Annotated in this window: 22 protein-coding genes; 3 read left to right on the top strand and 19 right to left on the bottom strand. The window is 51.4% G+C overall.

Translation table 11 applies throughout. From position 1 onward, the window contains the following. Positions 1-7: 7 nt before the first annotated feature. The 4 genes from sixA to CR46_RS0109465 form a co-directional block, all read right to left on the bottom strand. Positions 8-511, bottom strand: a complete 504-nt coding sequence (gene sixA, locus CR46_RS0109480) for a phosphohistidine phosphatase SixA (protein WP_030072242.1) — start codon at positions 509-511, stop codon at positions 8-10. Next, positions 504-1,589 (bottom strand): NAD(P)H-dependent glycerol-3-phosphate dehydrogenase, encoded by a 1,086-nt coding sequence (locus CR46_RS0109475; RefSeq protein ID WP_030072241.1) that lies wholly within the window; start codon positions 1,587-1,589, stop codon positions 504-506. The genes sixA and CR46_RS0109475 overlap by 8 nt, the downstream gene beginning before the upstream one ends. A gap of 116 nt (positions 1,590-1,705) precedes the next feature. Then, on the bottom strand, positions 1,706-3,610 hold the full coding sequence (htpG, locus tag CR46_RS0109470; protein WP_030072239.1) for a molecular chaperone HtpG: 1,905 nt from the start codon (positions 3,608-3,610) through the stop codon (positions 1,706-1,708). 102 nt (positions 3,611-3,712) lie between these two features. Beyond that, positions 3,713-4,060, bottom strand: a complete 348-nt coding sequence (locus tag CR46_RS0109465) for a YkvA family protein (RefSeq protein WP_030072237.1) — start codon at positions 4,058-4,060, stop codon at positions 3,713-3,715. A 127-nt stretch (positions 4,061-4,187) separates the two neighbouring features. Between CR46_RS0109465 and CR46_RS0109460 the strand changes: the two genes are divergently transcribed. Further along, on the top strand, positions 4,188-6,140 hold the full coding sequence (locus CR46_RS0109460; RefSeq protein WP_030072235.1) for a transglycosylase SLT domain-containing protein: 1,953 nt from the start codon (positions 4,188-4,190) through the stop codon (positions 6,138-6,140). A 32-nt stretch (positions 6,141-6,172) separates the two neighbouring features. Here CR46_RS0109460 and CR46_RS0109455 read toward each other — a convergent pair whose 3' ends face one another. Further along, positions 6,173-6,829, bottom strand: a complete 657-nt coding sequence (locus CR46_RS0109455; RefSeq protein WP_030072233.1) for a LysE family translocator — start codon at positions 6,827-6,829, stop codon at positions 6,173-6,175. A gap of 136 nt (positions 6,830-6,965) precedes the next feature. Here CR46_RS0109455 and CR46_RS0109450 point away from each other — a divergent pair, with 136 nt between their 5' ends. Next, positions 6,966-7,169 carry a cold-shock protein gene (locus CR46_RS0109450; protein ID WP_009721950.1) on the top strand — a complete coding sequence of 68 codons (204 nt, stop codon included), beginning with the start codon at positions 6,966-6,968 and terminating at the stop codon, positions 7,167-7,169. Positions 7,170-7,257: 88 nt separating this feature from the next. Here the strand turns inward: CR46_RS0109450 and CR46_RS0109445 are convergent, their stop codons facing one another. From CR46_RS0109445 to CR46_RS0109430, 4 genes are all read right to left on the bottom strand, one after another. Continuing rightward, entirely contained in the window at positions 7,258-7,992 is a 735-nt protein-coding gene (locus CR46_RS0109445) for a hypothetical protein (protein ID WP_030072229.1), read from the bottom strand. A gap of 38 nt (positions 7,993-8,030) precedes the next feature. Beyond that, entirely contained in the window at positions 8,031-8,990 is a 960-nt protein-coding gene (yegS, locus tag CR46_RS0109440; protein ID WP_030072228.1) for a lipid kinase YegS, read from the bottom strand. 39 nt (positions 8,991-9,029) lie between these two features. Next, positions 9,030-11,660, bottom strand: coding sequence for an aminopeptidase N (gene pepN, locus CR46_RS0109435; protein ID WP_030072227.1), 2,631 nt, complete (start codon positions 11,658-11,660; stop codon positions 9,030-9,032). Positions 11,661-11,744: 84 nt separating this feature from the next. Then, entirely contained in the window at positions 11,745-12,230 is a 486-nt protein-coding gene (locus CR46_RS0109430) for a YajQ family cyclic di-GMP-binding protein (RefSeq protein WP_030072225.1), read from the bottom strand. 223 nt (positions 12,231-12,453) lie between these two features. Here CR46_RS0109430 and cobO point away from each other — a divergent pair, with 223 nt between their 5' ends. Next, a complete protein-coding gene (cobO, locus tag CR46_RS0109425) occupies positions 12,454-13,053 on the top strand; it encodes a cob(I)yrinic acid a,c-diamide adenosyltransferase (protein WP_030072223.1) in 600 nt (199 codons plus the stop codon). Positions 13,054-13,194: 141 nt separating this feature from the next. On the opposite strand, the gene CR46_RS0109420 is transcribed toward cobO, so the two are convergent. The 10 genes from CR46_RS0109420 to tsaE form a co-directional block, all read right to left on the bottom strand. After that, positions 13,195-14,490: an adenylosuccinate synthase gene (locus tag CR46_RS0109420; protein WP_030072221.1), complete on the bottom strand. Its 1,296-nt coding sequence runs from the start codon at positions 14,488-14,490 to the stop codon at positions 13,195-13,197. Further along, entirely contained in the window at positions 14,490-15,683 is a 1,194-nt protein-coding gene (locus CR46_RS0109415; RefSeq protein ID WP_030072218.1) for an ATP phosphoribosyltransferase regulatory subunit, read from the bottom strand. Before CR46_RS0109415 ends, CR46_RS0109420 begins: the two co-directional genes overlap by 1 nt. A 194-nt stretch (positions 15,684-15,877) precedes the next feature. After that, positions 15,878-16,762: a protease modulator HflC gene (gene hflC / locus CR46_RS0109410; protein ID WP_030072217.1), complete on the bottom strand. Its 885-nt coding sequence runs from the start codon at positions 16,760-16,762 to the stop codon at positions 15,878-15,880. Continuing rightward, a complete protein-coding gene (hflK, locus tag CR46_RS0109405; RefSeq protein WP_030072215.1) occupies positions 16,763-18,022 on the bottom strand; it encodes an FtsH protease activity modulator HflK in 1,260 nt (419 codons plus the stop codon). 133 nt (positions 18,023-18,155) lie between these two features. Then, a complete protein-coding gene (gene hflX / locus CR46_RS0109400; protein ID WP_030072213.1) occupies positions 18,156-19,466 on the bottom strand; it encodes a ribosome rescue GTPase HflX in 1,311 nt (436 codons plus the stop codon). A 36-nt stretch (positions 19,467-19,502) separates the two neighbouring features. Continuing rightward, the gene (gene hfq, locus CR46_RS0109395; protein WP_030072211.1) at positions 19,503-19,751 is read right to left on the bottom strand and encodes an RNA chaperone Hfq; all 249 of its coding nucleotides are present in this window, start codon (positions 19,749-19,751) and stop codon (positions 19,503-19,505) included. Between the two features lie 151 nt (positions 19,752-19,902). After that, a complete protein-coding gene (gene miaA, locus CR46_RS0109390; RefSeq protein ID WP_030072209.1) occupies positions 19,903-20,841 on the bottom strand; it encodes a tRNA (adenosine(37)-N6)-dimethylallyltransferase MiaA in 939 nt (312 codons plus the stop codon). 57 nt (positions 20,842-20,898) lie between these two features. Continuing rightward, positions 20,899-22,845, bottom strand: a complete 1,947-nt coding sequence (gene mutL, locus CR46_RS0109385; protein WP_404813836.1) for a DNA mismatch repair endonuclease MutL — start codon at positions 22,843-22,845, stop codon at positions 20,899-20,901. Positions 22,846-22,866: 21 nt separating this feature from the next. After that, positions 22,867-24,315: an N-acetylmuramoyl-L-alanine amidase gene (locus tag CR46_RS0109380; protein WP_232222379.1), complete on the bottom strand. Its 1,449-nt coding sequence runs from the start codon at positions 24,313-24,315 to the stop codon at positions 22,867-22,869. A gap of 50 nt (positions 24,316-24,365) precedes the next feature. Next, positions 24,366-24,863, bottom strand: a complete 498-nt coding sequence (tsaE, locus tag CR46_RS0109375; protein ID WP_030072203.1) for a tRNA (adenosine(37)-N6)-threonylcarbamoyltransferase complex ATPase subunit type 1 TsaE — start codon at positions 24,861-24,863, stop codon at positions 24,366-24,368. Positions 24,864-24,873: the final 10 nt, after the last annotated feature.

The following is a 24,873-nucleotide window of genomic DNA, read 5'->3' as shown; positions in this document are numbered from 1 at the left end:
TAAAACGTTACGACAGCTGGCTTGGTTGGGTAAAGCGTTTTAGCGTTGCGCATCCAGTAGCCAACACCTCAGCCTCCAGCTCTGCAATAGCAGCAGTCGGGAAACTCATTCCTTGGCTAAGGGCACCTTCCACTAGCCGGCCCGTTAACTCACCTACCAGCGGCATATGGCTGACTAGCATGATAGGGCCATCGTCTGGCAAGTTCAGTAGCCAATTACCAACCGTTGAAAGCCTGTCGTCTGGGGTAAGAAATGACAGCGTTTGTAACGAACAACCTAGCGCATCAGCGATAAGCTGGGCGGTCTGCTGTGCGCGCACAAAAGGGCTAGCATAAAGCGTCGGGCAAGGTAGCTCACCTTGCTCAATGCGCTTGGCCAACCACTGTGCCATGACGCTAACCTCTTTCACACCTCGCGGTGTTAGTGGTCTAGCGTGATCGGGAAACCCCTGCCCAGCCTCCCCGTGCCGCATAATCAATACATTTTTCACATCACTTTTACCACTACCCATGCTCGCCTCCACTGTCGAAATGCGCTTGGTCGCGATGGGCCTGCTGAACAGCTTCGCGAGGCAGTATAAATTCTACATCACTGCTTTGCTCACCCATCATCAGGGTGCGCGCCATCTCTTGGGCCGGAACACCCTCAAACAGCACACGATTCAGGCCCTCAGCCAATGGCATATAGACCCCCATTTCCCGCGCTTTAGCACACACAAGCTTAACGGTATTAACCCCTTCTGCCACCTGGCCTAGCGCCGATACTGCTTCATCAAGGCCTCGCCCTTCACCCATGGCGTAACCAACCCGATAGTTACGGGATAGGTTAGACGAGCAGGTAACAATTAAATCACCGACGCCAGCTAAGCCTAAAAACGTCATCGGGTTAGCACCCTGCGCCACGGCAAAGCGGCTCATTTCGGCAAGTGCTCGCGTCATCAGCATGCTGCGGGTATTTTCACCCATCCCTAACGCTGCTGCCATACCTGCTGCAATCGCATAGATATTTTTAAGCGCCCCACCTAATTCAACGCCATGGCGATCATTGCTGGCATATACCCGAAAATAGCGGCAGCCTAACGCTTGCTGAACCCGTGTTCTGGTAAGCGCATCAGCACTAGCAATAACAGTGGCAGTCAGCTGTTTATCCGCAATCTCAGACGCCAAGTTTGGCCCTGCAATCACGCCAACGTGAGGGAATCCTGTCTCCTGCTCAAGCACCTGGCTCATGAGTAAGAAGCCATCTTGCTCAATACCTTTAGTGGTACTGACGAGAATTTGCTCTGCCGTTAGCCAAGGCTTGGCAGCCTGAACAACACTACGAAACGCCTTAGAAGGGATCGCAATTAATACTAACTCAGCACCTTCTAACACTACCTGCAGGTCTGTGGATGCGCTGACAGCGGAGTTAATTACGTAATGCGGTAAATAGCGCCCGTTGCGGTGCTCTTGGTTTATTTGCGTCACCAAAGCCTCATCACGCATCCACTGGCGTACCTTTGCGCCGTTATCGGCTGCAATGCTCGCCAGAGCGGTACCAAAGCTTCCGCCCCCCAGCACTGCGACATTCATCTGCTGCTCATCAGCCATGACGATATCCTGATCGTTGGTCTCGTGCGTTTAACGCTTATTTTATCACCATCTCTCTTAAAACAAGCGGCCCGCTTGGGTATCCAAGCGGGCCGCTTCAATCAACTACTTACTCATCAAGCCGTTAAAACACTATTGAGCCGCTTAACGTAAGCAGCAGGGTCATCAAGATGACCTCCTTCGGCAATAATCGCTTGATCAAGCAGAATATGCGCTAACTGGCCAAACAGATCACCATCCGCATTTTCTAGACGCGCCACTAACGCATGATCTGGGTTTAGCTCCAGAATCGGCTTCACCTCAGGCATTGGCTGGCCAGCGGCTTCCATAATACGGCGCATCTGGTAGCCCATTTCATGCTCAGGAAGCACCACACAGGCGGGCGAATCAGTTAGACGATGGGTGATTTTCACCTCTTGAACACCATCGCTTAATGCCTCTTTGACGCGCTTAACCAGATCTTCCTTGGCTTTAGCCGTTTCCTCTTGAGCTTTCTTTTCTTCCTCGTCTTCCACATCACCAAGGTCTAATTCACCTTTGGCCACATCGGCAAACGATTTACCATCAAACTCAGTAAGATGGCTCATTAACCACTCATCAACTCGGTCTGACAGCAGTAAAACTTCGATTCCCTTCTTACGGAAAATCTCAAGATGAGGGCTATTTTTTGCCGCATTAAAGCTGTCTGCCACCACATAATAGATTTTCTTTTGGCCCTCTTTCATACGCTCGACGTAATCACTTAGCGCATGTTCTTGGGCAGCTGTATCGGTATGGGTTGATGCAAAGCGTAGCAGGCCAGCAATCTTTTCACGATTGGCAGCGTCTTCACCTGGCCCCTCTTTCAACACGCTACCAAACGTGTTCCAGAACGTTTGATACTGCTCACTGTCTTTAGTCAGTTTTTTGAGCATATCCAGCGCACGCTTGGTCAGCGCACCTTTAATCTTATCAACCTTAGGATCTTGCTGAAGCAGCTCGCGGGACACGTTCAAAGACAGATCGCGGGTATCTAACACACCTTTAATAAAGCGCAGGTAGAGCGGCAGGAACTGTTCGGCATCATCCATAATGAATACGCGCTGAACGTAAAGCTTAACGCCTCGAGCGCCATCACGATCGAACATATCAAACGGTGCACGGCCCGGCACATAAAGCAGGCTGGTATATTCTAACTTACCCTCTACCTTATTATGGCTCCACGTCAGCGGATCGCTAAAATCGTGCGCAACGTGCTTATAAAACGCTTTGTACTCGTCCTCAGTGACCTCGCTTTTCGGACGCGCCCACAATGCAGTCGCTTCGTTGACCGTTTCCCAGGTAGTGATTTCACTGCCTTCAATATCGTTGCCTTCGTCGTCTTTTGCCGTTTCGGTTTTAGGCATGCGTACGGGCACTTCGATATGATCGGAATATTTGCGCACGAGGCTTTGCAGGCGATAGTCGTCGGCAAACTCTTTGGCATCATCTTTAAGATGAAGCGTGATCTCAGTACCGTGACGCTCGCATTCAATATCAGCAACAGTGAATTCACCTTCACCTTTAGAACGCCACTCAACCCCTTCTGAGGCGTCAGTGCCCGCTTTGCGAGTGCGTACAGCCACTTCATCAGCAACGATAAATCCAGAGTAGAATCCCACCCCGAATTGGCCGATCAGCTTAGCGTCTTTTTGCTGTTCGCCAGAAAGCTGCTTAAGAAACTCAGCGGTACCTGAACGAGCAATAGTACCAAGATTTGCAATAACGTCATCGCGGTTCATACCAATGCCATTATCACGTAGCGTAATGGTATTAGCCTCACGATCGTGCTCAATTTCAATGCGCAGCTCACTATCACCTTCATAGAGCGCATCGTTATCAAGCGCTGCATAGCGCAACTTGTCACAGGCATCAGCTGAGTTAGAAATCAGCTCGCGTAAAAAAATCTCCCGATTAGAATACAAAGAGTGAATCATTAAATTCAGGAGTTGCTTAACTTCCGTTTGAAAGCCAAGAGTTTCTTCGTGGGTCGCCGTCGTCATGCGCTTAGCCCTCATTCATCACGTTGTGCTTGGCGCTCTTGCCTAACGCTAGGCAAGAGCGAAAAAGGTTGTGAACCCAATATGGGGTTAAGCAGTGAGATTTCAAGAAGGTGAATGAGAAGAAGCGGCTGGTGTTTCTTCTGCATATTTCCAAGCGCGGTAGTCAGACAAATGATCATCAACACGGTTTAGCAACCAGCCCACAATCAACACATCATCAACAACGCCAATCATTACTAGAAAATCGGGAATCAGATCAAAAGGCATGACAAGATAAGCAAGCGCTAGCACCATCAAACCAAATGCAGACCAAGGGATAGGGCGGAAGTCCCCTCGCAGCACGTCACGCGTCATAGGCAAAAAAAGTTTTAGAGCTCGGCCAATGCGTTTTACAGCCCAAACACGAGTTTTGAGCCGACGAAACAACCACCACGTAGACATTCGTGCCATCGTTATTGAATCCTCTAGGTATCGTAATTGTCAGAACATTGTTTACACATTTAGTTCATCATCTATCCAGCAGTACAGTCCTAGCAATATAGCAACTAGACACCATTAGCGAGCAAGAGGGAGTGCCATGCAAGCTTCGCCATTTCGATTAACGTTTCGCAGCCTATGCGCGGCGGTGCTTATCGGTTTACCCACTGCCTCCTGGGCAACCTCAGACGCAGCGATGCGCGAGGCACTTGAAGCTGCACGCCAACAGCAGTGGCAACAAATAGATAATCGCGCCATTGAGGGGCACATCCTCAGTGGCTACATTGACTACCACCGCCTGCGTAACCAGTTGCCTAACGCTGATCCTAGCCAAGTGCTTCAGTTTATCGAGCGCCATGCTGACTCACCGTTATCAGAATGGATGCGTGGCCAAGCGATAGCAAAGTATGGTTATGCGGGCCGTTTTGGCGACTTACTTGCCGTTGCTGACGGCGTTCCTGCGGGTACTGCTCGTCAGTGTTACTACTACACTGCCCTACTGGATAGAGCGCCTACAGAAGCTCGTGAAGCGGGGCTTGAGCTGTGGCGCGTGGGCAGCTCCCAGCCGGATGCCTGCGACCCTCTGTTTAATCGCCTTCGTGCAGAGGGCACCATTGATGCCACGGCAATTTGGGAGCGTAAAATGCTTGCTTGGCAGGCGGGCGAAGAGCGCTTAAGCAGCTATTTAGGCGGGTTACTGAGCGGTCAGTGGCAAACAGCCTTGAATACCGCTGAAACTGTCAAAAACTCATCAAGCGCACTTGCCTCAGCGCCTACCTGCCTTGGCCCTGAATGCGCTGCCACGGGAGCATTTTATAAAGCCGCCATGCAGCGCTACACGCGAGAAAATACACCTGCCGCCTACTCCGCCTGGCAAGCTATTGGGCCACGCCTCAACCTAACCCATAGTGATCGCCAAGCGATCGAAGAAGAACTTGCGTTTTATGCACTCGTGCGTAGCGTTCCAGGCACCCTTTCCTGGGTTGACAGCGTTTTGCCCTCGCTAAACAGCGAACGCGTATTGGAGTTGCGCGTTCGCGACGCGCTGGCCAAAAAACAGTGGACAGATGTCGTCCACTGGATTACCGAAATGCCTGACAGTCAGCAAGAAAGTAGCCGTTGGCAATATTGGCTAGCAAGGGCCAATGAGCAACTAGGCAATCGTGAAGCAGCATTAGCGCGTTACCAGCAAGCAGCCACAGACCGTAGTTTTTATGGTTTTGCGGCTGCTGAAAAGCTCAATCAACCCTACCAGCTCAACTTAGAACGCAACCATTTTGACGAAGCAACCAGAGCACAAACGGCGCGCCTGCCGGCGGTTCAGCGCACCGAAGCGCTCCTACGTATTGGGGAAGATGGGCTAGCCAATAGCGAGTGGCTCTACGCTGCACAAAATGCCACGCCTCATCAGGCCCGAGCACTCGCTGATTACGCCGCTCATCAGCAGTGGCATGCACGCCTCGTGCAAACCACGATTGCGGCGGAAATGTGGGATGCACTGGACTGGCGTTTTCCAGCAGCGTATCGCGACAGCTTCCTGCATTGGGGCCGCATCACCGGCGTTGACCCTTATTTATTGATGGCCATCACTCGTCGTGAAAGTGCTTACAACCCAGTCGCGCTCTCGCCTGCGGGTGCACGAGGATTAATGCAGTTAATGCCAGGGACTGCTAGCCAAGTTAGTCGTCAGCTTGGGATTAATGACCCAGGTCCTTACGGCGTTTTAGAACCAGAACTTAATATTCGCTTAGGAAGTACCTACCTGCGTGACAAGTTGGAACGTTATCGAGGTAACCGATTAGCTGCCACCGCTGCTTATAACGCAGGGCCAGGCCGAGTAGATCAATGGCTGGGCAACAACAGCATGGAGTCATTTGACCTATTTGTAGAAAGCATTCCGTTCCGGGAAACCCGAGATTACGTACAGGCAGTGTTGAGCTATCGGGTTATTTTCGAAAGTTTGGCAAATGGTGGCAACAGCGAAGGTGTCTCGCTGCTTAGTGAGAGTGAGCAAGCCGTTCGCTATGACCGGGCACTGCTGGTAAGCCGATAGACTCGCCTATCTTCCACTGATACAGCGCCCAGTTATACCGGGCGCTGCTCTAACGCCAAACGAACGCCAAACACCACCAGCACCACGCCTGTTGCGGCATTGAGCGTTTGTGCAAAACGTGCACTAGCCAACCATTTACTTGCTCCCCCCACCATTAGTACCACGCTAATTTGCCAGATATTGGCAATCACGAAATGAATCCCTGCTAACCATAACGATTTCAGCAGCGCAGGGTCAGTCGGTGAAATAAATTGGGGTAAAAATGCCATATAAAACACAACGGTTTTGGGGTTCAGTATATTGGAAAGCAATCCTTCTTTGATGGGCTGCCAAAACGAAACGGGTGAGCAGCTTGTCATTACGCCCCGAACAGGTAAGGGGGTACCGCGGCGCGCCGCCAGCAGGCTGGAGATGCCTAGCCAAATCAGGTAAGCCGCCCCCACTAGTTTAAGCATATGAAATGCCCAGGCCGATTGCAGCAGTATCAACGAGATACCCAACGCAGAAATAGTCGCGTGGACGAATAACCCACAGCAAATAGCAAGACTGGTTGCAATACCATCTCGAACACCTCCACGAGCAGTATTGCGAATAACTAATAACGTATCGACCCCTGGACTAATGGATAGCAGCGTTATTGCCACCAGAAAAGGGACAAACTGTGCATCAATAAAGCTGATTTCCATCATAAGAATAAGCCCACCAAACGTTTAAAAAATCTTAAGCCCACAGCTGGACGTCTCAATTATTTACTTCTAAAGTGATTTTGGCAGGCATTTACTACGAATGCTCGCTCAATCATTAAGCATGTTAAGGATATGGACGATGGCGACTGGTACTGTCAAGTGGTTTAACGAGACTAAAGGTTACGGCTTCATCTCTCCTGATGACGGCGGTGACGATCTGTTTGCCCACTTCTCCGAAATTCAAGCTGAAGGCTTCAAGACCCTGCAAGACGGTCAAAAAGTCAGCTTTGAAGTAACTCAGGGTAAAAAAGGCCTTCAGGCTTCTAACATTCGTCCGGTCTAATACCAGAGGAATACAACAAGGCCCGCTCAAAAGCGGGCCTTATTTGTCTTTACTGATGATGTCTGTCTTTACTGGTGATATAAGCACATTATTCCTGAACGCGCTCAGCTGCTTGCTCCTCACCCGCACTGTTCATACTCTCACTTACCGGCCGTTCACGCTCTAGGGCCTCAAACTGCTCTTCTAAACGCTTTTGCGCTTCTTCAAAACGACGCTCAGTGTCTTCGATCAGCGCATCTACGTCGGTGGCTTCTAAATTATCATCTAACTCAGACGTACCAGGTAAGCTGGACTCCGTTTCCCAACTTGGGGTGGGAGCGTCGCCATCCATTGGTTCCAAGGCCGGTGTTTGCTGCTCTACTTCTTTAAACTGCTCATCTAAGCGACGCTGAGCTTCTTCAAAGCGACGCTCGGTTTCAGCAATAACATCATCGACATCTGAACGGGTGGTTTCACCAGGCATGGCACTGGCTTCATCGAGTGCATCTTCTGGATCAGCTGCAAGCGTATCTTCACCTGCTTCCATCTCATCATTATTGGGCGAAACTGAGGTTTCCGATGCATTATTTTCGTCATCTCTCAGTGCCTCCGCTTCTTCTAACTCCTCTGCCGCTTGACGCGCTTCAATATCATCTTCGGTATCCTCAGTACTAGCCGCGTCATCCGCCGCTTCGCTGCCGTCTTCAGATGATGCCTGTTGAGCATCAACGTCGCTACTAGAGGTGTTCTCTTCATTTACAGCGGTATCTTCCTGGGTGTCGCCGCAGGCGCTTAGCAGAAGCGCGAGACTGGCCAGTAGCGGCATCCAAAAGCGATTTCCCATTGGATTTTCTCCTTAATAGCGATTCATATAATACATAATTAGTGGCGATCATTAGCCGTCAGTAGCAAACACCCTTCTGGCAACAGCACCTTTAGGGCAAGCGGCACTACTTCGACGCAAAAGCGTTCATAACGACGCGCCTCTCCATCTAAGGTTAACGGCCAAGGCTCATCATCTGGCTGGGTCGTTACAGATAGCTGGTTGGCGGTAAAGTAGCGCACAAAGCGCCCTTCAGATGGGAATTGCTGCAGCTCATTTAACAAGGTTGGCAGTTCGGCCGCCGATGAAAAATCCTTGACTAGCAGCACATCGAAACGACCATCGTCGAGCTTGGCTCTTGGCGCTAATACTTGCCCACCACCCGACTGACGCCCATTACCTAGTGCAAGAAGTAAAAGGGAGGCTTCTTGCTGCTGATCACCCCAAGACAACGTGCCGCGATAGCTTCGGTGCCGCCAAGCTTTTAGCGCTCCCATCAAGGAATAGGCACCTCCACCCAACATGCGCTTCAGCGTTTTGGGAGTCGATGACGTTATTTCAGCGCCAAAACCACCGGTCAACATATTGATATAATAGCTGATGGCTTCTTCAGTAGCTGATTGAGCGGTTATTCTGACCACATCTATCGGCGAGGATGACAAACGCCCGGCGGCTTCGAGCGCTGGCCCTGGCTCTAACGGCAAGCCAAGAGAAGTAGCAAAATCATTGGCACTGCCTAACGGCACAATGCCTAGTGCAGGACGCCGATCATGGGCGATCCGCATTAGCCCGTTCACCACTTCATTAACGGTTCCATCGCCGCCACAGGCAATCACCCGCGTAGCGCCCAGCTCAACCGACTGGGCAGCAAAGTCAGCGGCGTCGCCCCCTTCCCAAGTCGAACGTACGGTAATCGGCATCCCTGCCTTACGCTGCTGTTCAACAGCGTCACGCAGCGCCGGGTTACCGGCAGACTTACCGTTAATAATCAGTAAATAGTGCTGCTGTATCTCTGTCACCGGCGCCTTCCCTCTCCATGGTTTATTCACTGGTATATCTTATGCCAGCGCTTTCTCAACAACTTCAAACACATTAGACGATAGCGGCTCTTGCTTAATACGTACAAGTTCATCACGCATTAACTGTTGACGCTCTTCGTCAAAACGCTGCCACCGTGTCAATGGTGTTACTAGACGTGCAGCTATTTCAGGATTTAAACGATTTAGCTCGATAACCACATCAGCTAACAGTGCGTATCCCTTACCGTCTAAGCGATGGAAATTAACCCGATTTTGGGCAAATGCGCCTATCAGCGCGCGCACTTTATTAGGATTCTTGATTGAAAATGCGGGATGCTGCATTAAATACTGAACACGATCGAGAACATCAGACTGCGGGCGTGAAACCTGTATGGTAAACCACTGATCCATAACCAGCGGATCGTGTGCCCATTTTTCGCCAAATGCTTTCAATGCAGGAGACGCTATATCATCACGGTCGCTATGCACCAACAACGTCAGCGCATGGCGAACATCGGTCATGTTATGTTCCGCAGCAAACTGCGTTTCACAAAACGCAATGCCCTCTTCGTCCTCAATCGCCATTAAATAGGTTAAGGCGATATTTTTGAGGCTACGCTGGGCAATCTGTTCAGGCGTTGGCGCATAAGGCTCATCGCTTTGATTCGCTTTATACACGGCGACAAATTCATCACGAAGCGCAACCGCCAAGGACTGTCGCACAAATTCGCGAGCGGCATGGATCGCATCCACATCAACGATGGGTTGCTGCTCGGCGATGTAAGCTTCAGAGGGTAGCGTTAGCATTTCAGCAAGCACCGCTTTATCGCTCATAGCACCGGTAAGCAGCGTTCTAAATGCTTCAACAACGCGAGTATCCATGACCTTTTCAACACCATTACGATGCGCAGCGATCAGATCATCTAGCGCCAGCATGGCAAGCCGCTGCCCCGCATCCCAACGGTTAAAGCCATCGCTATCATGAGTCAGTAAAAACGCAAGATCTTCACGTGAATAGGGAAAATGCAGTTTTACAGGTGCCGAAAAATCGCGTAGCAGTGAAGGAACCGGTGCTTCAGCAACGTCAGTAAAGACAAACGTTTGCTCATCGTCAGTGAGATGAATTACAGCATCTTTGCCCAGCTTTTCACCTGACAACGTTAATGTCAGGTCCTGACCTGACTTGGTACCCACTAGCCCCATACGCACAGGAATATGTAGTGGCAGTTTTTCTGGCTGCCCAGGGGTGGCGGGGGTACGCTGGCGCAGAGTGAGATGATACTCCGCATGAGCGTAATCGTACTCGCCGTGCGCATCGATTTCAGGGGTGCCTGCCTGGGAGTACCAACGCATAAATTGGTTAAGATCCGCGCCAGATACTTCGGCCATACAGCCCACAAAGTCTTCTATGGTGACTGCCTGCCCATCAAAACGCTCAAAATAAAGATCTGAGCCGCGACGGAAGTCTTCCCAACCCAGTAAATTACGCAGCATACGCACAACCTCTGCCCCTTTTTCATAAATCGTCAGGGTGTAGAAGTTGGTAATTTCAATAAAGTGGTCTGGTCGGATAGGATGTGCCGTTGGCCCTGCATCTTCGGCAAACTGGGCCGTGCGGAAAAACGAGACATCTTGAATGCGTTTAACGGGAGCTGAATTAGTATCGGCGGAAAAACACTGGTCACGAAAGACCGTAAAACCCTCTTTTAAAGAGAGCTGGAACCAATCGCGACAAGTCACTCGATTGCCCGACCAGTTATGGAAGTATTCATGGGCAACAATCCCCTCCACATTTTGGAAGGTGGCGTCGGTGGCGGTATTGGGATGGGTTAGTACTGCGGCGGAATTAAATATATTAAGTCCTTTATTTTCCATTGCCCCCATATTGAAGTCATTCACCGCCACAATCATAAACAGGTCAAGATCGTATTCACGCCCATAAACCTGTTCGTCCCATGCCATGGCACGCTTGAGAGAGGCCATAGCATGCTCGGTTTTGTCTAGGTTTTCTTGCTCAACCCACAGCTGTAGCGTCACATTGCGGCCGCTCACAGTTTCAAAAGAGTCTTCCACCTTATGCAGATTACCGGCGACCAACGCGAACAGATAGCAAGGTTTCGGGTGCGGGTCTTCCCATATCGCAAAGTGGCGGCCATTTTCTAATACACCTTGGTTAATAGGGTTACCATTAGCGAGCAGCACTGGCTCACTGGTGGCATTGCCAATCACCGTTACTTTAAAGGTGGCCATCACATCAGGACGATCGGGGTAGTAAGTAATTCTCCGAAAGCCTTCTGCTTCGCATTGGGTGCAATACATGCCGTTAGATTGGTATAGCCCTTCCAGTGCCGTGTTGCTGCTGGGAGCAATTTCCACCTCACTCTCCAGCATGAAAGCCTCTGGCACATCTGCTATGTGCAGCACCTCATCTGTTAGCTGATACGCAGCATCAGGCAAAGAGTTACCATCAATAGCGACTGATATTAGCGTCAGTTGTTCACCGTTAAGTACTAGCGGCGCCTGTGAATCAGCGCTGGAATGACGCTCTATATGCAGGCGTGCTTTCACGCGGGTTGCTGCAGGGTCAAGATCAAACGTCAGCTCGGTATGGGTAACTTGGTAGGCGGGCGGCTGGTAGTCGCTTAAATAAACCGGCTGCGGATCAGACATAGTGCGTGACTCCTGTAAGCTTATAAATTATTTGATGGGGCAGCGTCTAATGCTGCTCCATCGCCTTACTATCTAACGTGGTAATTAATCACGGAAGTTATCGAACTGTAGCGGTAATTCAGGCCCCTCTTCGCCACGTAAAAGCGCCATCACGCTCTGTAAATCGTCGCGTTTTTTACCCGTAACGCGTACTTTTTCACCCTGAATTTGAGCCTGTACCTTTAGCTTACTGGCTTTGATACGCTTAACCACATCTTTGGCTTCAGCTTGGTCGAGCCCCTGCTTAAGGATGATTTCCTGACGAGCCTTCACTCCAGATAACACTGGGTCTTGAATATCCATACAGCGGGCATCAATACCACGGGCGATTAGGCGGTTGCGCAATACGTCGATCATTTGCTGAAGCTGAAAATCCACCTGCGCTTCAAGCTGAACCTTTTCACCCTCGAGGGTAAAGCTGGCATCGACGCCTTTAAAATCAAAACGTGTTTGCACTTCACGGTTTGCCTGATCGACAGCGTTGGACGCTTCGTGCTGATCAAACTCTGACACAATATCAAATGAGGGCATGGCAATTTTCCTGGTAAGACATGACCCACTATTCTAGAGCAGCTAGACCCCAACCGGCCAATTCTCTTAAATAATGTGACTCATCAACTCCAATATCGACACCCAAAAGCTTAACAATACCTCTCAATAACTATACAAACCTTATCTTTGGCAATGTTAAATTGACGCCGGATGAATTACCCTAACCGCCACTGAATTAATCACTTGCCAATGGGTACATACCATGAGCGATCGCGATGCACGTCACAAAGCGTCGATGGAAAAACTGAAAGCCCGAGTTGACGAGAAAGTTGCCAACGCCACTGAACAACGTGGGCTGTTATTGATAAACACGGGAAATGGCAAAGGCAAGACCACCGCCGCGTGGGGCACTGTCACCCGCTCGCTTGGCTATGGGTATAAGGTTGGTGTCGTGCAGTTTATTAAGGGGCTGTGGGAGTGCGGGGAACGCAACCGACTTGAAGATGATGCCAACCTAAGCGTTGCCATTATGGCAACAGGCTTTACCTGGGACACTCAAAACCGCGAGGCAGATACCCAAGCTTGCCAAAAAGTGTGGCAAGAGGCTGAAAAAATGCTCGCTGATCCAGACACGTATTTAGTGGTACTAGATGAAATTACCTATATGTTGAAATTCGGCTACTTAGATATTGATACAGTTAAACAAGCATTGATCAACCGCCCACAGGAACAAACAGTAATTATTACCGGACGCAATGCACATCGAGATTTAGTAGCAATGGCCGACACAGTGACAGAAATGCAAGAAGTACGTCACGCTTTCAACAATGGCTTACAGGCTCGTCGTGGTATCGATTTTTAGTTTTAATATGCTTGCTTTAAAGAACTTGCTTTAAAGAACTTGCTTTAAAGAAAAAGGGGCGATCTAATCGCCCCTTTTTTCAATCACTTAATAGCTTCAGCCACTAACCATCACACTAATTAGTCGTGGAATACTACTGGTTTAGCCATCAAACGGGTTACGCAAAACAATTGTCTCCACGCGGTCAGGACCGGTTGAGATAATGTCGATGCTGGTGCCCACCTGCTCTTCTAAGAAGCTAATATAAGAACGAGCGTTTGCTGGCAGGTCTTCAACCCGCTTAGCGCCCAAGGTGGACTCTTTCCAGCCTGGCAGATCATGGTAAAGCGGCTCGACGGCTTCATAGCCTTCTGAATCAACTGGATTATCCAAAACATCGCCATCTTTGCTGCGATAGCCTACACAGACGCGGATATTTTCCAGTCCATCCAACACATCAAGCTTGGTTAAGCAGATACCAGAGACTGAATTGATCTGTACAGCATGGCGTAACGCTACGGCGTCAAACCAGCCACAACGGCGCGGGCGACCAGTGGTTGCTCCAAACTCATGCCCACGCTCGGCTAAATGACGGCCATGGTCGTCAAAAAGCTCGGTTGGGAAGGGGCCGGAACCAACACGAGTGGTGTAAGCTTTGGTGATACCTAGTACGTAGTCTAGGTAAAGCGGGCCCACGCCTGAGCCGGTAGCCGTACCACCTGCCGTGGTATTGGAACTGGTAACGTAGGGGTAGGTACCATGATCAATATCCAACAGCGAACCTTGAGCACCCTCAAACAGAATATTCTCACCGGCTTTACGAAGATCGTGCACCATACTAACGGTGTCTGTGACCATAGGCCGTAGCTCTTCGGCCATCTGCATAGCAGTGTCCAACACTTCCTGGAAGTCTACCGCTGGCTCACCGTGATAGTTCACCAATACAAAGTTGTGGTAGTCCAACACCTCACCAAGCTTCGAGGCAAAACGCTCACGGTGAAGCATATCGCCTAAGCGCAGACCACGACGGGCTACTTTATCTTCGTAAGCAGGTCCGATCCCACGACCAGTCGTGCCAATTTTAGCAATGCCGCGAGCCTTTTCACGTGCTTGATCTAAACGCACATGGTAGGGCAGGATTAACGGGCAAGCAGGCGACAAACGCAGGCGCTCGCGTACCGGCACGCCCTTCTCTTCAAGCTCGCGAATCTCTTTGATCAGCGCTTCAGGCGATAACACAACGCCATTACCGATCACGCAGGTTTTACCTGGGCGCAGCACACCGGAAGGAATCAGGTGAAGAACCGTTTTCTCACCGTCAATCACCAGCGTGTGGCCAGCATTATGACCGCCTTGAAAGCGCACCACCGCTGAGGCTGACTCGGTGAGCAGGTCAACAATCTTGCCTTTGCCTTCATCACCCCATTGGGTACCCAGGACTACGACATTCTTACCCATTATGCACTCGTCTCTTGTGTCAGGGCCGTTGTCTGCCAACGACCGTCAATAAACTCAAGACGGCGGTCACAATTGTGCTCCGCCGGCCCAGTACGCTGCCCAGGCAGCGCTTGAATCACGCGTTCACCCTGCTCACGCAGCGTGGCAATGGCAGCGTTAAGCGACTCTTCTTCTTGGGCAGGCGCCCAAATAGCACCCTGACGGGGTGAAGCTGAGGCCAGCGATGCCAGTTGTTTTAAATCCATGGAGAAACCAGTCGCCGGACGCGCACGGCCAAAAGCACGACCAGTGTCATCATAGCGTCCGCCTTTAGCTAGTGCATGACCATAGCCGGGCACATAGGCGGCAAACATCATGCCAGTGTGATATTGATAACCGCGCAGCTCTGCCAAATCAAAATAGAGCGAAACATTAAAACGCGCCAACACGCCTTTATAAAGCGCTTCCAACTGATCAAGTGCCGCCATTACCGGCGCTGGGGCACCAGCAAAACGGTCTCGAGCTTGCCTTAACACGCTCGCATCACCATGCAGTTCACCAAGCGCTATTAGCATATCTGCCAAGGCTGGGTCGCTGACGCTCCGGCGAACCAGCTCAGCTAATTGGCCGGGCGACTTAAGCGCTAACGCTTCAAACAGCGCACGCTCTTGCTCATCGCTGAGCGCAGCCGCCTCAACAAGGCTACGATAAATGCCAATATGGCCCAGCGCCAAATGAATTTCATCAGCGCCGGCGGCTTTTAAGCTGGCCAGAGCCAAATGAATAATTTCACCGTCAGCCTCTAAACCTGCGTGACCAAACAGTTCGACACCCACCTGCACAGGACTTCGACCGCCCTGGTGCTGGTCGGCTTTAGCACGAAGAACGTTTGTGCAGTAGCACAACCGAACGGGCCCTTGGCGCTTTAGCGAGTGAGCGTCCATACGCGCTACCTGTGGGGTCACATCGGCAGATGCACCCATCATTCGGCCCGTGAGCTGGTCAGTTAATTTAAAGGTCTGAAGATCTAGATCGGTACCGGTACCCGTAAGCAAGGAGTCCAAAAACTCCACCGGCGGTGGCATTACTTGGTCGTAGCCCCAGCAATGGTAGATATCAAGCAGCGCGCGGCGCAGCTCTTCCATGCGGCTTGCCTGAGGCGGCAGCACCTCATCCATGCCGTCGGGCAATAGCCAGCGGTCAGCGATGGTCATGTGAACAATCCTGCGAGACAATGAAGGCCCAAACGCAGCTACCTTATGACGCGTTTTAGGCGTTCATAGACAAGCGCTAGCGAAATAAGGGCCACAAAAAAACCGGGCGACGCCCGGTTAATTAAGTCTATCACGTTTGTGCGCCAGATAAACCCCGCTGAGATTGCATAACCTAGCGGGGCTAAACGCAATAATTACTCAGCGTTGCCAGGGGCTGCACTGCGTAGATAGCGGAAGAAATCACTATCTGGTTCCAGCACCAACAGGTTGTTATCGCCTGCGAAGCTTTCACGGTATGCGTTCAAGCTGCGCCAGAAGGCGAAGAATTCCTGATCCTGTCCATAGGCCTGTGAGAAAATCGCTGCCGCTTCTGCATCACCTTCACCACGCAATGTTTCAGAACGCTCATTAGCCTGGGCAAGCAGTACTTGACGGCGACGATCAGCATTAGCACGAATACGCTCGGCCTCTTCCTGCCCCTGAGCGCGCCACTCCCGAGCTTCACGTTCACGCTCAGAACGCATCCGCTCGAATACCGCTGCCGATACATCTTCTGGTAAGTCGATACGCTTGATACGAATGTCACGAATTGCAACACCCAGCTCATCGCGCATCAGCTCATCAAGCTCTGCAGTTGGTCCTGTCATCAGGTCATCGCGGCGCTCAGCGATAATTTCCTGAAGATTCAAGCGACCAAACTCGTTACGTAAGCTTTCATCTACACGCGGTTGAATTAGGCGAATCGCCATTAATTCGTCACCCGCAGTGGCCTCGTAGTAACGCGTGGGGTTAATCACCTGCCACTTAACGTAGGAGTCCACAATAACCGCTTTCTGCTCAAGCGTTAGATAGCGGCTAGTATCAGTGTCAAGCGTCAGCAAACGCGTATCAAATTTACGAATCGTTTGAGCGATTGGGATTTTAACATGCAGCCCTGGCTGAATGTTCTCCTCAATGACTTCACCAAAGCGTAGCTTTACGGCGCGCTGAGTCTCATCGACTACATACAAGCTATTACTAGCCAGCCAAGCCACAGCGGCCAAGCCACCTACGATTAGAAGGGATCGATTATTAATCATTTAGCGGCCCTCCCTGCGGATAGGATTACTGGATGACGAGGATGAAGAACTACCTTGGTTTCCCCGCAATGAGTCCAACACCCGCGGATCGATTGATTCACCGCTACTGCCCGTATTGGAAGAAGCGTTATCGCTACCCGAGCTTTCGCCACGCATTTGGTCCAGTGGCAAATACATCAAAGGAGCATTTTCACTTACATCCAGCAATACTTTGGGCGTTTTTCCAAAGACATCTTCAATCGCATCTAGGTACATACGCTCACGCATGATGTCAGGCGCATTGCGATACTCGGTTAGCAATGCGGTAAAGCGGTTAGCTTGACCTTGCGCTTCAGCGACAACCGACTCCCGATAACCTTGGCCCTGCTCAACGACACGCTGCGCTTGACCTTGTGCCGCAGGAATAATGGCATTGGCGTAGGCCATCCCTTCGTTGATCGTACGCTGACGATCTTCACGTGCACGAATAACATCATCGAACGCATCAATAACGGGCGCAGGCGCTGACGTGGACTCAATGTTAATTGTCTGCAAACGAATACCAGCACCGTAAGCATCCAGATAAGATTGAAGTCGGCTTGCAACAGAACTACCCAGAATCTCACGCCCAGAGGTCAAGATATCGATCATATCCGTACCGCCGACAACGTGACGCAAAGCAGAGTCCAATGCATTTTCGATGGAAAGCGCTGGATCACGCACGTTTAAGACGAAGTCACGAGGATTAGCCACCTGGTACTGCGCAGAAATTTCCACTTCAACGATGTTTTCATCTCGCGTCAGCATTGACTGCGTTTGAGAAACTGACCGCACGCGGGTCACGTTTACCATACGCACATCATCGATCAGCGGTGGGTTCCACTGTAGACCAGGATCTACGATGCCCTGATACTCGCCGAAGCGTAGCACAACACCACGCTCGGACTGATCGACTAAGTAGAAACCAGAAGCGGCCCAAATAGCCAAGGCAACAATGACCAGTAGACCAGGAAGCGCAAGAGAATTACGAGGCTTACCGCCACCGCTCTTACCACTCCCGTTACCGCCACTGCCTTTCTTGCCACTACCACCTAGCATTCCGTTTAGCTTGTCTTGGAATTTTTTTAGTGCCTCGTCAAGGTCGGGAGGACCTTGATTGTTGCCACCATTATTACCTCCACCATTATTGCCGCCGCGGTCACCGCCGTTATTACTGCCACGTCGGCCACCACCACTCCAGGGGTCGTGCTGGTTGCCACCACCAGGCTCATTCCAGGCCATACGTCTTCTCCACTAAGGTGTTCACCTGCACTTAGCCTTACGGTTAGCAAGGCCGGTGCTTTTCATATTATTGCTATATAAATCTTGTACCATACTTCTACCCAAGTTCACATACGCCTAGCAGCCTGGTTAGCTACCATTCATTTATTTCACGTAATGCGACGGGTAAATAAGTGTTGGCACGCTCACCAAGTTGGGCCATGAGCTGATTAAAATCACGTCTGGGCAAGCGCACATCTAAAACAGACTGCCCTTGCTCATCAAAATACTCTCTACGCACTGCGTTCAGCTCATGCAAACCGGCACGAAGCTTACCTTGCTCTGGCGTCAGTGTTAGCGAGAAGCTAATAACATCATTGGCTAGCCGCTCGGTTAGCGCCTCATGCAGCAAATCAAGCCCCTGCCCCTGCTGAGCAGAAAGCCATACTACTTCAGGGACACCATGACCATCGCGCTCAATACGTGGCGCACTATCTAGCCGGTCGATTTTATTCATGACTTTGAGAACTGGCACACTATCAGCGCCTATCTCTTTAAGCACACGATCAACTTGCTCAACGTTGGCGTCGCGATCAGGATCCGCGGCATCAATTACATGCACCAGCAATGATGCTTCTGCAGCCTCTTGAAGTGTTGCCCGAAAGGCTTCGACGAGCTTATGCGGTAAGTGACGAATAAAGCCTACCGTATCAGCCATCACCACCGGCCCTACGTCTTCGACTTCGAGACGACGAAGGGTGGGGTCAAGTGTGGCAAACAACTGGTCAGCAGCATATACCTTGGCATCAGTAAGCGCGTTAAACAGCGTCGATTTACCGGCATTGGTGTAACCAACTAATGAAACGCTGTGGATTTCAGCGCGTGAACGGGCGCGACGATTCTGGTCACGCTGGCTGCGTACTTTGTCCAGCCGCTTGTGAATTGACTTGATGCGTCCACGTAACAAGCGGCGGTCGGTTTCTAGCTGTGTTTCGCCAGGACCACGCAAGCCAATTCCGCCTTTTTGACGTTCTAAGTGTGTCCACCCTCGCACTAAGCGAGTAGACATATATTCAAGCTGAGCAAGCTCTACCTGCAGCTTACCCTCATGGGTTCGTGCCCGCTGTGCAAAAATATCAAGTATTAGACCTGTGCGATCAAGTACTCGACACTTAAGCTCATGCTCAAGATTACGCTCTTGGGAAGGGCTTAAACTATGGTTGAAGATCACCAGTTCTGCTTGGTGAGCTGCGAGCAATGCTCGCAGCTCTTCCAACTTGCCTGACCCAATAAACGTACGGGAATCAGGGCGTTGTCGGCTAGCAGTGAGTAGCGTCGCGGGCTCTGCACCAGCAGAGCGCACGAGCTCCAAAAACTCACCCGGGTCTTCACGTGCTTGTTCAGCATGAAAATCAACGTGAACAAGTACTGCCGTTTCACCGGCATCTGGGCGTTCAAAAAACAATCAATACCTCGTGGACTCTCAAGCTATCCAGCGGTGTTAGATGTCCGCATCAGGCGCGGCTGGATCTTGTACCGGTAAGCGCACATTGCGCGAAGGCACTACCGTGGAAATAGCGTGTTTATAAACCATCTGACTGACGGTATTGCGCAACAAAATGACAAACTGGTCAAATGATTCAATCTGGCCCTGCAATTTAATGCCGTTCACCAGGAAAATAGAGACCGGAATGCGCTCCTTGCGCAAAATGTTCAGGTACGGGTCTTGAAGGGACTGCCCTTTGGACATGTTGCTCTCCCTAAAACTGTCGTTGGGGTTGGTTATAAATGGCGCGCCCTACTGGTGCTACGCCGCAATCTTGTTGCCCGAAAGGCTTGGCGTTGTCAAAAGAGCCAGCCGGCCACTCGAAAACACTTGCTTACGAAATCACTATCTTACGCTAAGCACCGCTTTCACGCACGAATTTCAGCACCTTATCCAACACGTTGGGCTGCTGCGAGTCTACCCATGTTAGTGATGGCCAACTTCGTAACCAAGTAAGCTGACGCTTAGCGAGTTGACGCGTTGCTATCACACCTCGTTCGACTAACTCGCTTTCGTCGTAAACGCCGTCTAAGTATTCCCATACTTGACGATAGCCAACACTCTTCATTGCTGGCAAGCCAAGATGAACATCAGGGCGTTGTTTGAGGGCGGCAACCTCATCTATCAAGCCTTCAGCTAACATTGTTTTGAAACGCACAGCAATACGACTGTGTAACCAGTGGCGATCGCTAGGCGCTAACGCTATCGACATCACCCGCCAGGGAAAGGTTTCTGGCTGCTGTTCTGCCCACAGCTCACTCATCGGTCGGCCACTTGCATAATAAACTTCAAGCGCGCGCATAAGGCGTTGCGGGTCGTTTGGATGAATCCGCTGCGCAGACACACTATCCACGTCAGCCAGCATACGATGCAACGCCGCTAGCCCTTCATCTTGTCTGATAGCGTCCAGCTGTTGGCGTATATCGGCGTCGGCGGAGGGCAAGTTGGCTACGCCTTCCACCAGCCGTTTGAAATAGAGCATCGTCCCACCGACCAATAATGGCACGCTGCCGGCCGCGCTGATTTGCCGCATCTCCTGCAACGCATCTTCACGGAAATCGGCGGCAGAATAAGGCTCACTTGGATCGCGAATATCAATCAAACGATGCGGTGCACGCGCTAACTCAGCCGCACTCGGCTTAGCACTACCAATATTCATCCCGCGATACACCATCGCAGAGTCTACGCTAATCAGCTCATGCCCCAATCGCTCATGTAGCGCTATCGCCGTATCAGTTTTGCCGGCTGCCGTTGGCCCCATTAAAAAAATCGCCCAGGGGCGTGTGTCAACCATTTGCTTTCAGCACTCCTTTGTTTGTATTTTCTGGCCGCGTCTTCACTGACCACACCACTATTGCCCACGTAAGAATAGGCGGTCGAGTGCTTTCATGCTCATTTGTGTCCACGTTGGGCGGCCATGGTTGCACTGGTCGCTTCGCTCAGTGCGCTCCATATCGCGTAACAGCGCATTCATTTCATCGATAGTTAAACGCCTGTTAGCGCGCACGCTACCATGACACGCCATGGTTGATAGCAATTCATGTATACGTGCCTCGACTTGATGAGTTCGCCCATAGCGCGAGAGTTCTTCTAGCATTTGACGTATCAGGGCTTCTGGATCTGCCTGAGCCAATAGGGCTGGTAATTGACGAACTAGCAAGGTTTCCGGGCCCGCCACATCTAGCTCAACGCCAAGCTGGGCAATGGCGTCGCGCTCGCTTTCAGCCGTTGCCACTTCGGTGCGGCTGGCAGCCAGGGAAACAGGCACCAGCAACGGCTGTGTATCAATTCCGTTAGCTGCGGCCAGTTGGCTCTTCATGCGCTCATAAACAATTCGCTCGTGAGCAGCATGCATGTCTACGAGCACCAACCCCTGGGCGTTTTGCGCCAAAATATAAACACCGTGCAACTGCCCTAGCGCAAAGCCCAATGGAGGTGCCGCAGTAGCATCATGCTCTGGCATTGCCAACGGCGCCTCACGCACCTCCGTGGCCTTTGGTGAGGAAATAACGCCAGGTCCCCTTGGCTGCGGCGTTAATAGTGTCTCCTCATGATCAGGATGTAACGCTTGATAGCCTTGCATAAAACGGCGCACTCGCTCGCCCCCCGGATGCCGATCAGGGGAGTCTGATAGCGCCATGCCTTGCTGCTGCCAACGGGGGGGTGGCGCTTGACCTTGGCCTTTCGCCTCAGACACGCTCACTTCATCGGCTGGTTCAGCAGTTGGCTCTGTAGGCTGACCCTGGCCCACTTCTTGCTCACCGTCATTTGGTTTAGAAGACGCCAGACAGTGGTGCAAACTAGAGTAAAGAAAATCGTGCACCATACGGCCATCGCGAAAGCGCACTTCATGCTTGGTTGGGTGCACGTTGACGTCGACGACATCAGGATCAAGTTCCAGGTAAAGCACAAACACTGGATGACGCCCGTTATACAACACATCACGATAAGCCTGACGCACCGCATGGGCGACTAAACGATCGCGCACCACACGGCCATTCACAAAAAAGTATTGCTGATCCGCCTGGGAGCGAGAGTGTGTGGGCAAGCCGACCCAACCACTAATACGTAACCCACCCGCTTCTCGCTCAATATAACGGGCATGCTCAATAAAGTTTTTACCTAGTAGAGAAGCAATACGCCGCTCGCGTGCGGCTGGTGTCACACCCGGCGGTAGCTGGTGAATCACCTTCTGGTTATGACGTAGCACCCAGGCGACATCGTAACGAGATAACGCCTGGCGACGAAAAGCCTCTTCAACATGGGCAAATTCTGTTTTTTCGGTACGTAAAAATTTGCGCCGTGCGGGCGTGTTAAAAAACAGATCCCGTACTGAAACGCTGGTACCCCGTGGGTGAGGTGCAGGCGTCACTCGCGCCTCCATACCACGCCCCTCAGCAGTCACTCGCCACCCTTGGCGGGGGTCATCTTCCGCATTAGAGATTAGCTCCAGCCGCGAGACCGAGCTGATCGAAGCCAACGCTTCGCCTCGAAACCCCAGTGAACTCACGCCCTCTAGATCTTCAAGACTATTGATTTTGCTGGTCGCGTGGCGAGCAAGCGCTAGGGGTAAGTCTTGTTCGCCAATGCCAATACCATCATCACGTACTTTAATAAGCCGTGCGCCACCTTGCTCTATCTCCACTTCAATGCGCTGACTGCCAGCATCAATAGCATTCTCAATCAGCTCTTTCGTTACTGAAGAAGGGCGCTCAACCACTTCCCCCGCGGCGATTTGGTTTGCCAACCGGGGATCAAGCACATGAATACGCGTTGGCGAAGAGATCAATTCAGACAACCGTCACCTCGGGACTTATGATTATGAACGCGGAATGCGTAACACCTGACCGACACGAATAACGTCACCGTTAATATCATTGGCCTGTTTGAGCTGGTTCACTGGCACACCGTGACGTACCGCAATCGCTGACAGCGTATCTCCTGATTGAATACGGTATTCATTTCCGCTTGGGCGACGCTGATTGTCACGCTGCCACGCCAGTAGGCTTGCAGGCGGAGGGTTTCGCTCAAAGTGATCACGCAAACCATTAAAAATGGCCGTTGATAACCCACGCTGATGCACCGGATCACGTAAGCGACGCTCTTCATCGGGATTAGAAATAAAGCCAACTTCAATAAGTAGCGACGGAATATCAGGCGATTTCAGCACCATAAACCCAGCCTGTTCAACACGAGATTTATGGAGACGATTGATACGCCCTAATTGATCAAGCACCTGCCCACCGATCGATAACGAATCGTTTAACGTCGCCGTCATTGTGAGGTCCAGCAGCACACCGCGCAGCACTTGATCTTTATCGCGCAGGGAGAGATTACCGTCGACACCACCGATCAGATCCGAACGGTTTTCACTATCAGCAAGCCATTGAGCCGTTTCAGACGTTGCTCCTCGCTGGGAAAGCGCATAAACAGAGCTTCCTTGAGGCCGCGGACTGGTAAAGGCATCGGCGTGAATCGACACAAAAAAGTCAGCCTTCTGTTCACGGGCTAGCTGCGTACGCTGGCGAAGCCCAAGATAGTAATCGCCGTCGCGAATGAGAACTGCCTTGAAGCCATGGGTACCATTCACTTCTGCTGCTAAACGTCGCGAAATTTCTAATACAACGTCTTTTTCTCGTGTTCCTGCCGGGCCAATAGCTCCAGGGTCTTCACCGCCGTGCCCTGCATCAATCGCGATAATGATATCCCGCCGCGGATGTGGCTGGGCAGGCTGAACCTCAACGGCCGACTCCTGGGGAGCTTGCGATGGTCTCGTTACTTGCTCCTGGGGCTGGGGCTCGGACTGCGCCTGAGACTGAGCTTGTGCCTGTGTATTTGCTCGTTGGGCGAGTATTTCTTGATCACGAATCATCGCCTCTATAGGGTCAATCGGATTTTCAACCGCACTCTCACCAGGATATTCAAGGTCAACCACTAAACGATGCCCATATTGGTCATTAGGAGGTAACGTAAAGTGACGTGGAGATATCTGACGATTAAGCTCTAATACGACTCTCAAGCCGCCGCCATCACGTACACCGGTGCGCACTTCGTCGATAGCGCTACCGTTCAAGGGAAGTGTTGACACATCGGTATCTAAGTAGCTGTCATCAAGATCAATCACTAACCGCGACGGGTTCTCAAGAGAGAACACATTGGCGTTCGCCGCTGCCGTAAGGTCAAACACCAAACGCGCATGATCTGGGGCTGACCATAGCCGCATACTTTCTACCGTTGCCGCCTGCAGCACTGAAGCACCCGCCGCCATAATAACAACGCCAACCGACACGCTGCGTGCCAAGTAGCTGAGTACGCTTTTTATTGCCATCGAATTCCACCACTGTCGAGCTGCTCGTTGCACCGCTTATCAACCAACTCGCTTATTACCCGTTCACCCAAGCTGGTTTCTGCGGTTAGCGTTACTAAGCGCCCAGGATCATCCACCTCTAGCGTTACTCGAACATCAGGCGCAGGAAGCCACCCTTGACCTCGGCTCGGCCACTCAATTAAACACAGCGCTTCATCGGCAAGCACGTCTCGCCCACCAATAAACTCAAGCTCTTCTGGGTCTGCTAAACGATACAGATCTAAATGATAAATGCGTTGCGCACCTAACTCATAGGGCTCTACCAACGTATAGGTAGGGCTTTTAACCGCTCCCTGGTAACCATAAGCGCGCAATATACCGCGTGTCAGTGTTGTTTTACCTGCGCCTAAGTCGCCTTCCAAATAAACACGCCCGTGGCCTTTCAGCGCTTCCCCCAATGCCTCACCAAAAGCAACGTGGGCCACTTCATCATTCAATTGCACTTGCATGTAGGCCGCC

The organism is Vreelandella neptunia (assembly GCF_000712975.1).
Lineage (GTDB): Bacteria > Pseudomonadota > Gammaproteobacteria > Pseudomonadales > Halomonadaceae > Vreelandella > Vreelandella qaidamensis.
The sequence above is the reverse complement of the archived record's forward strand: the minus strand, read 5'-3'. Positions and strand labels throughout refer to the sequence as shown.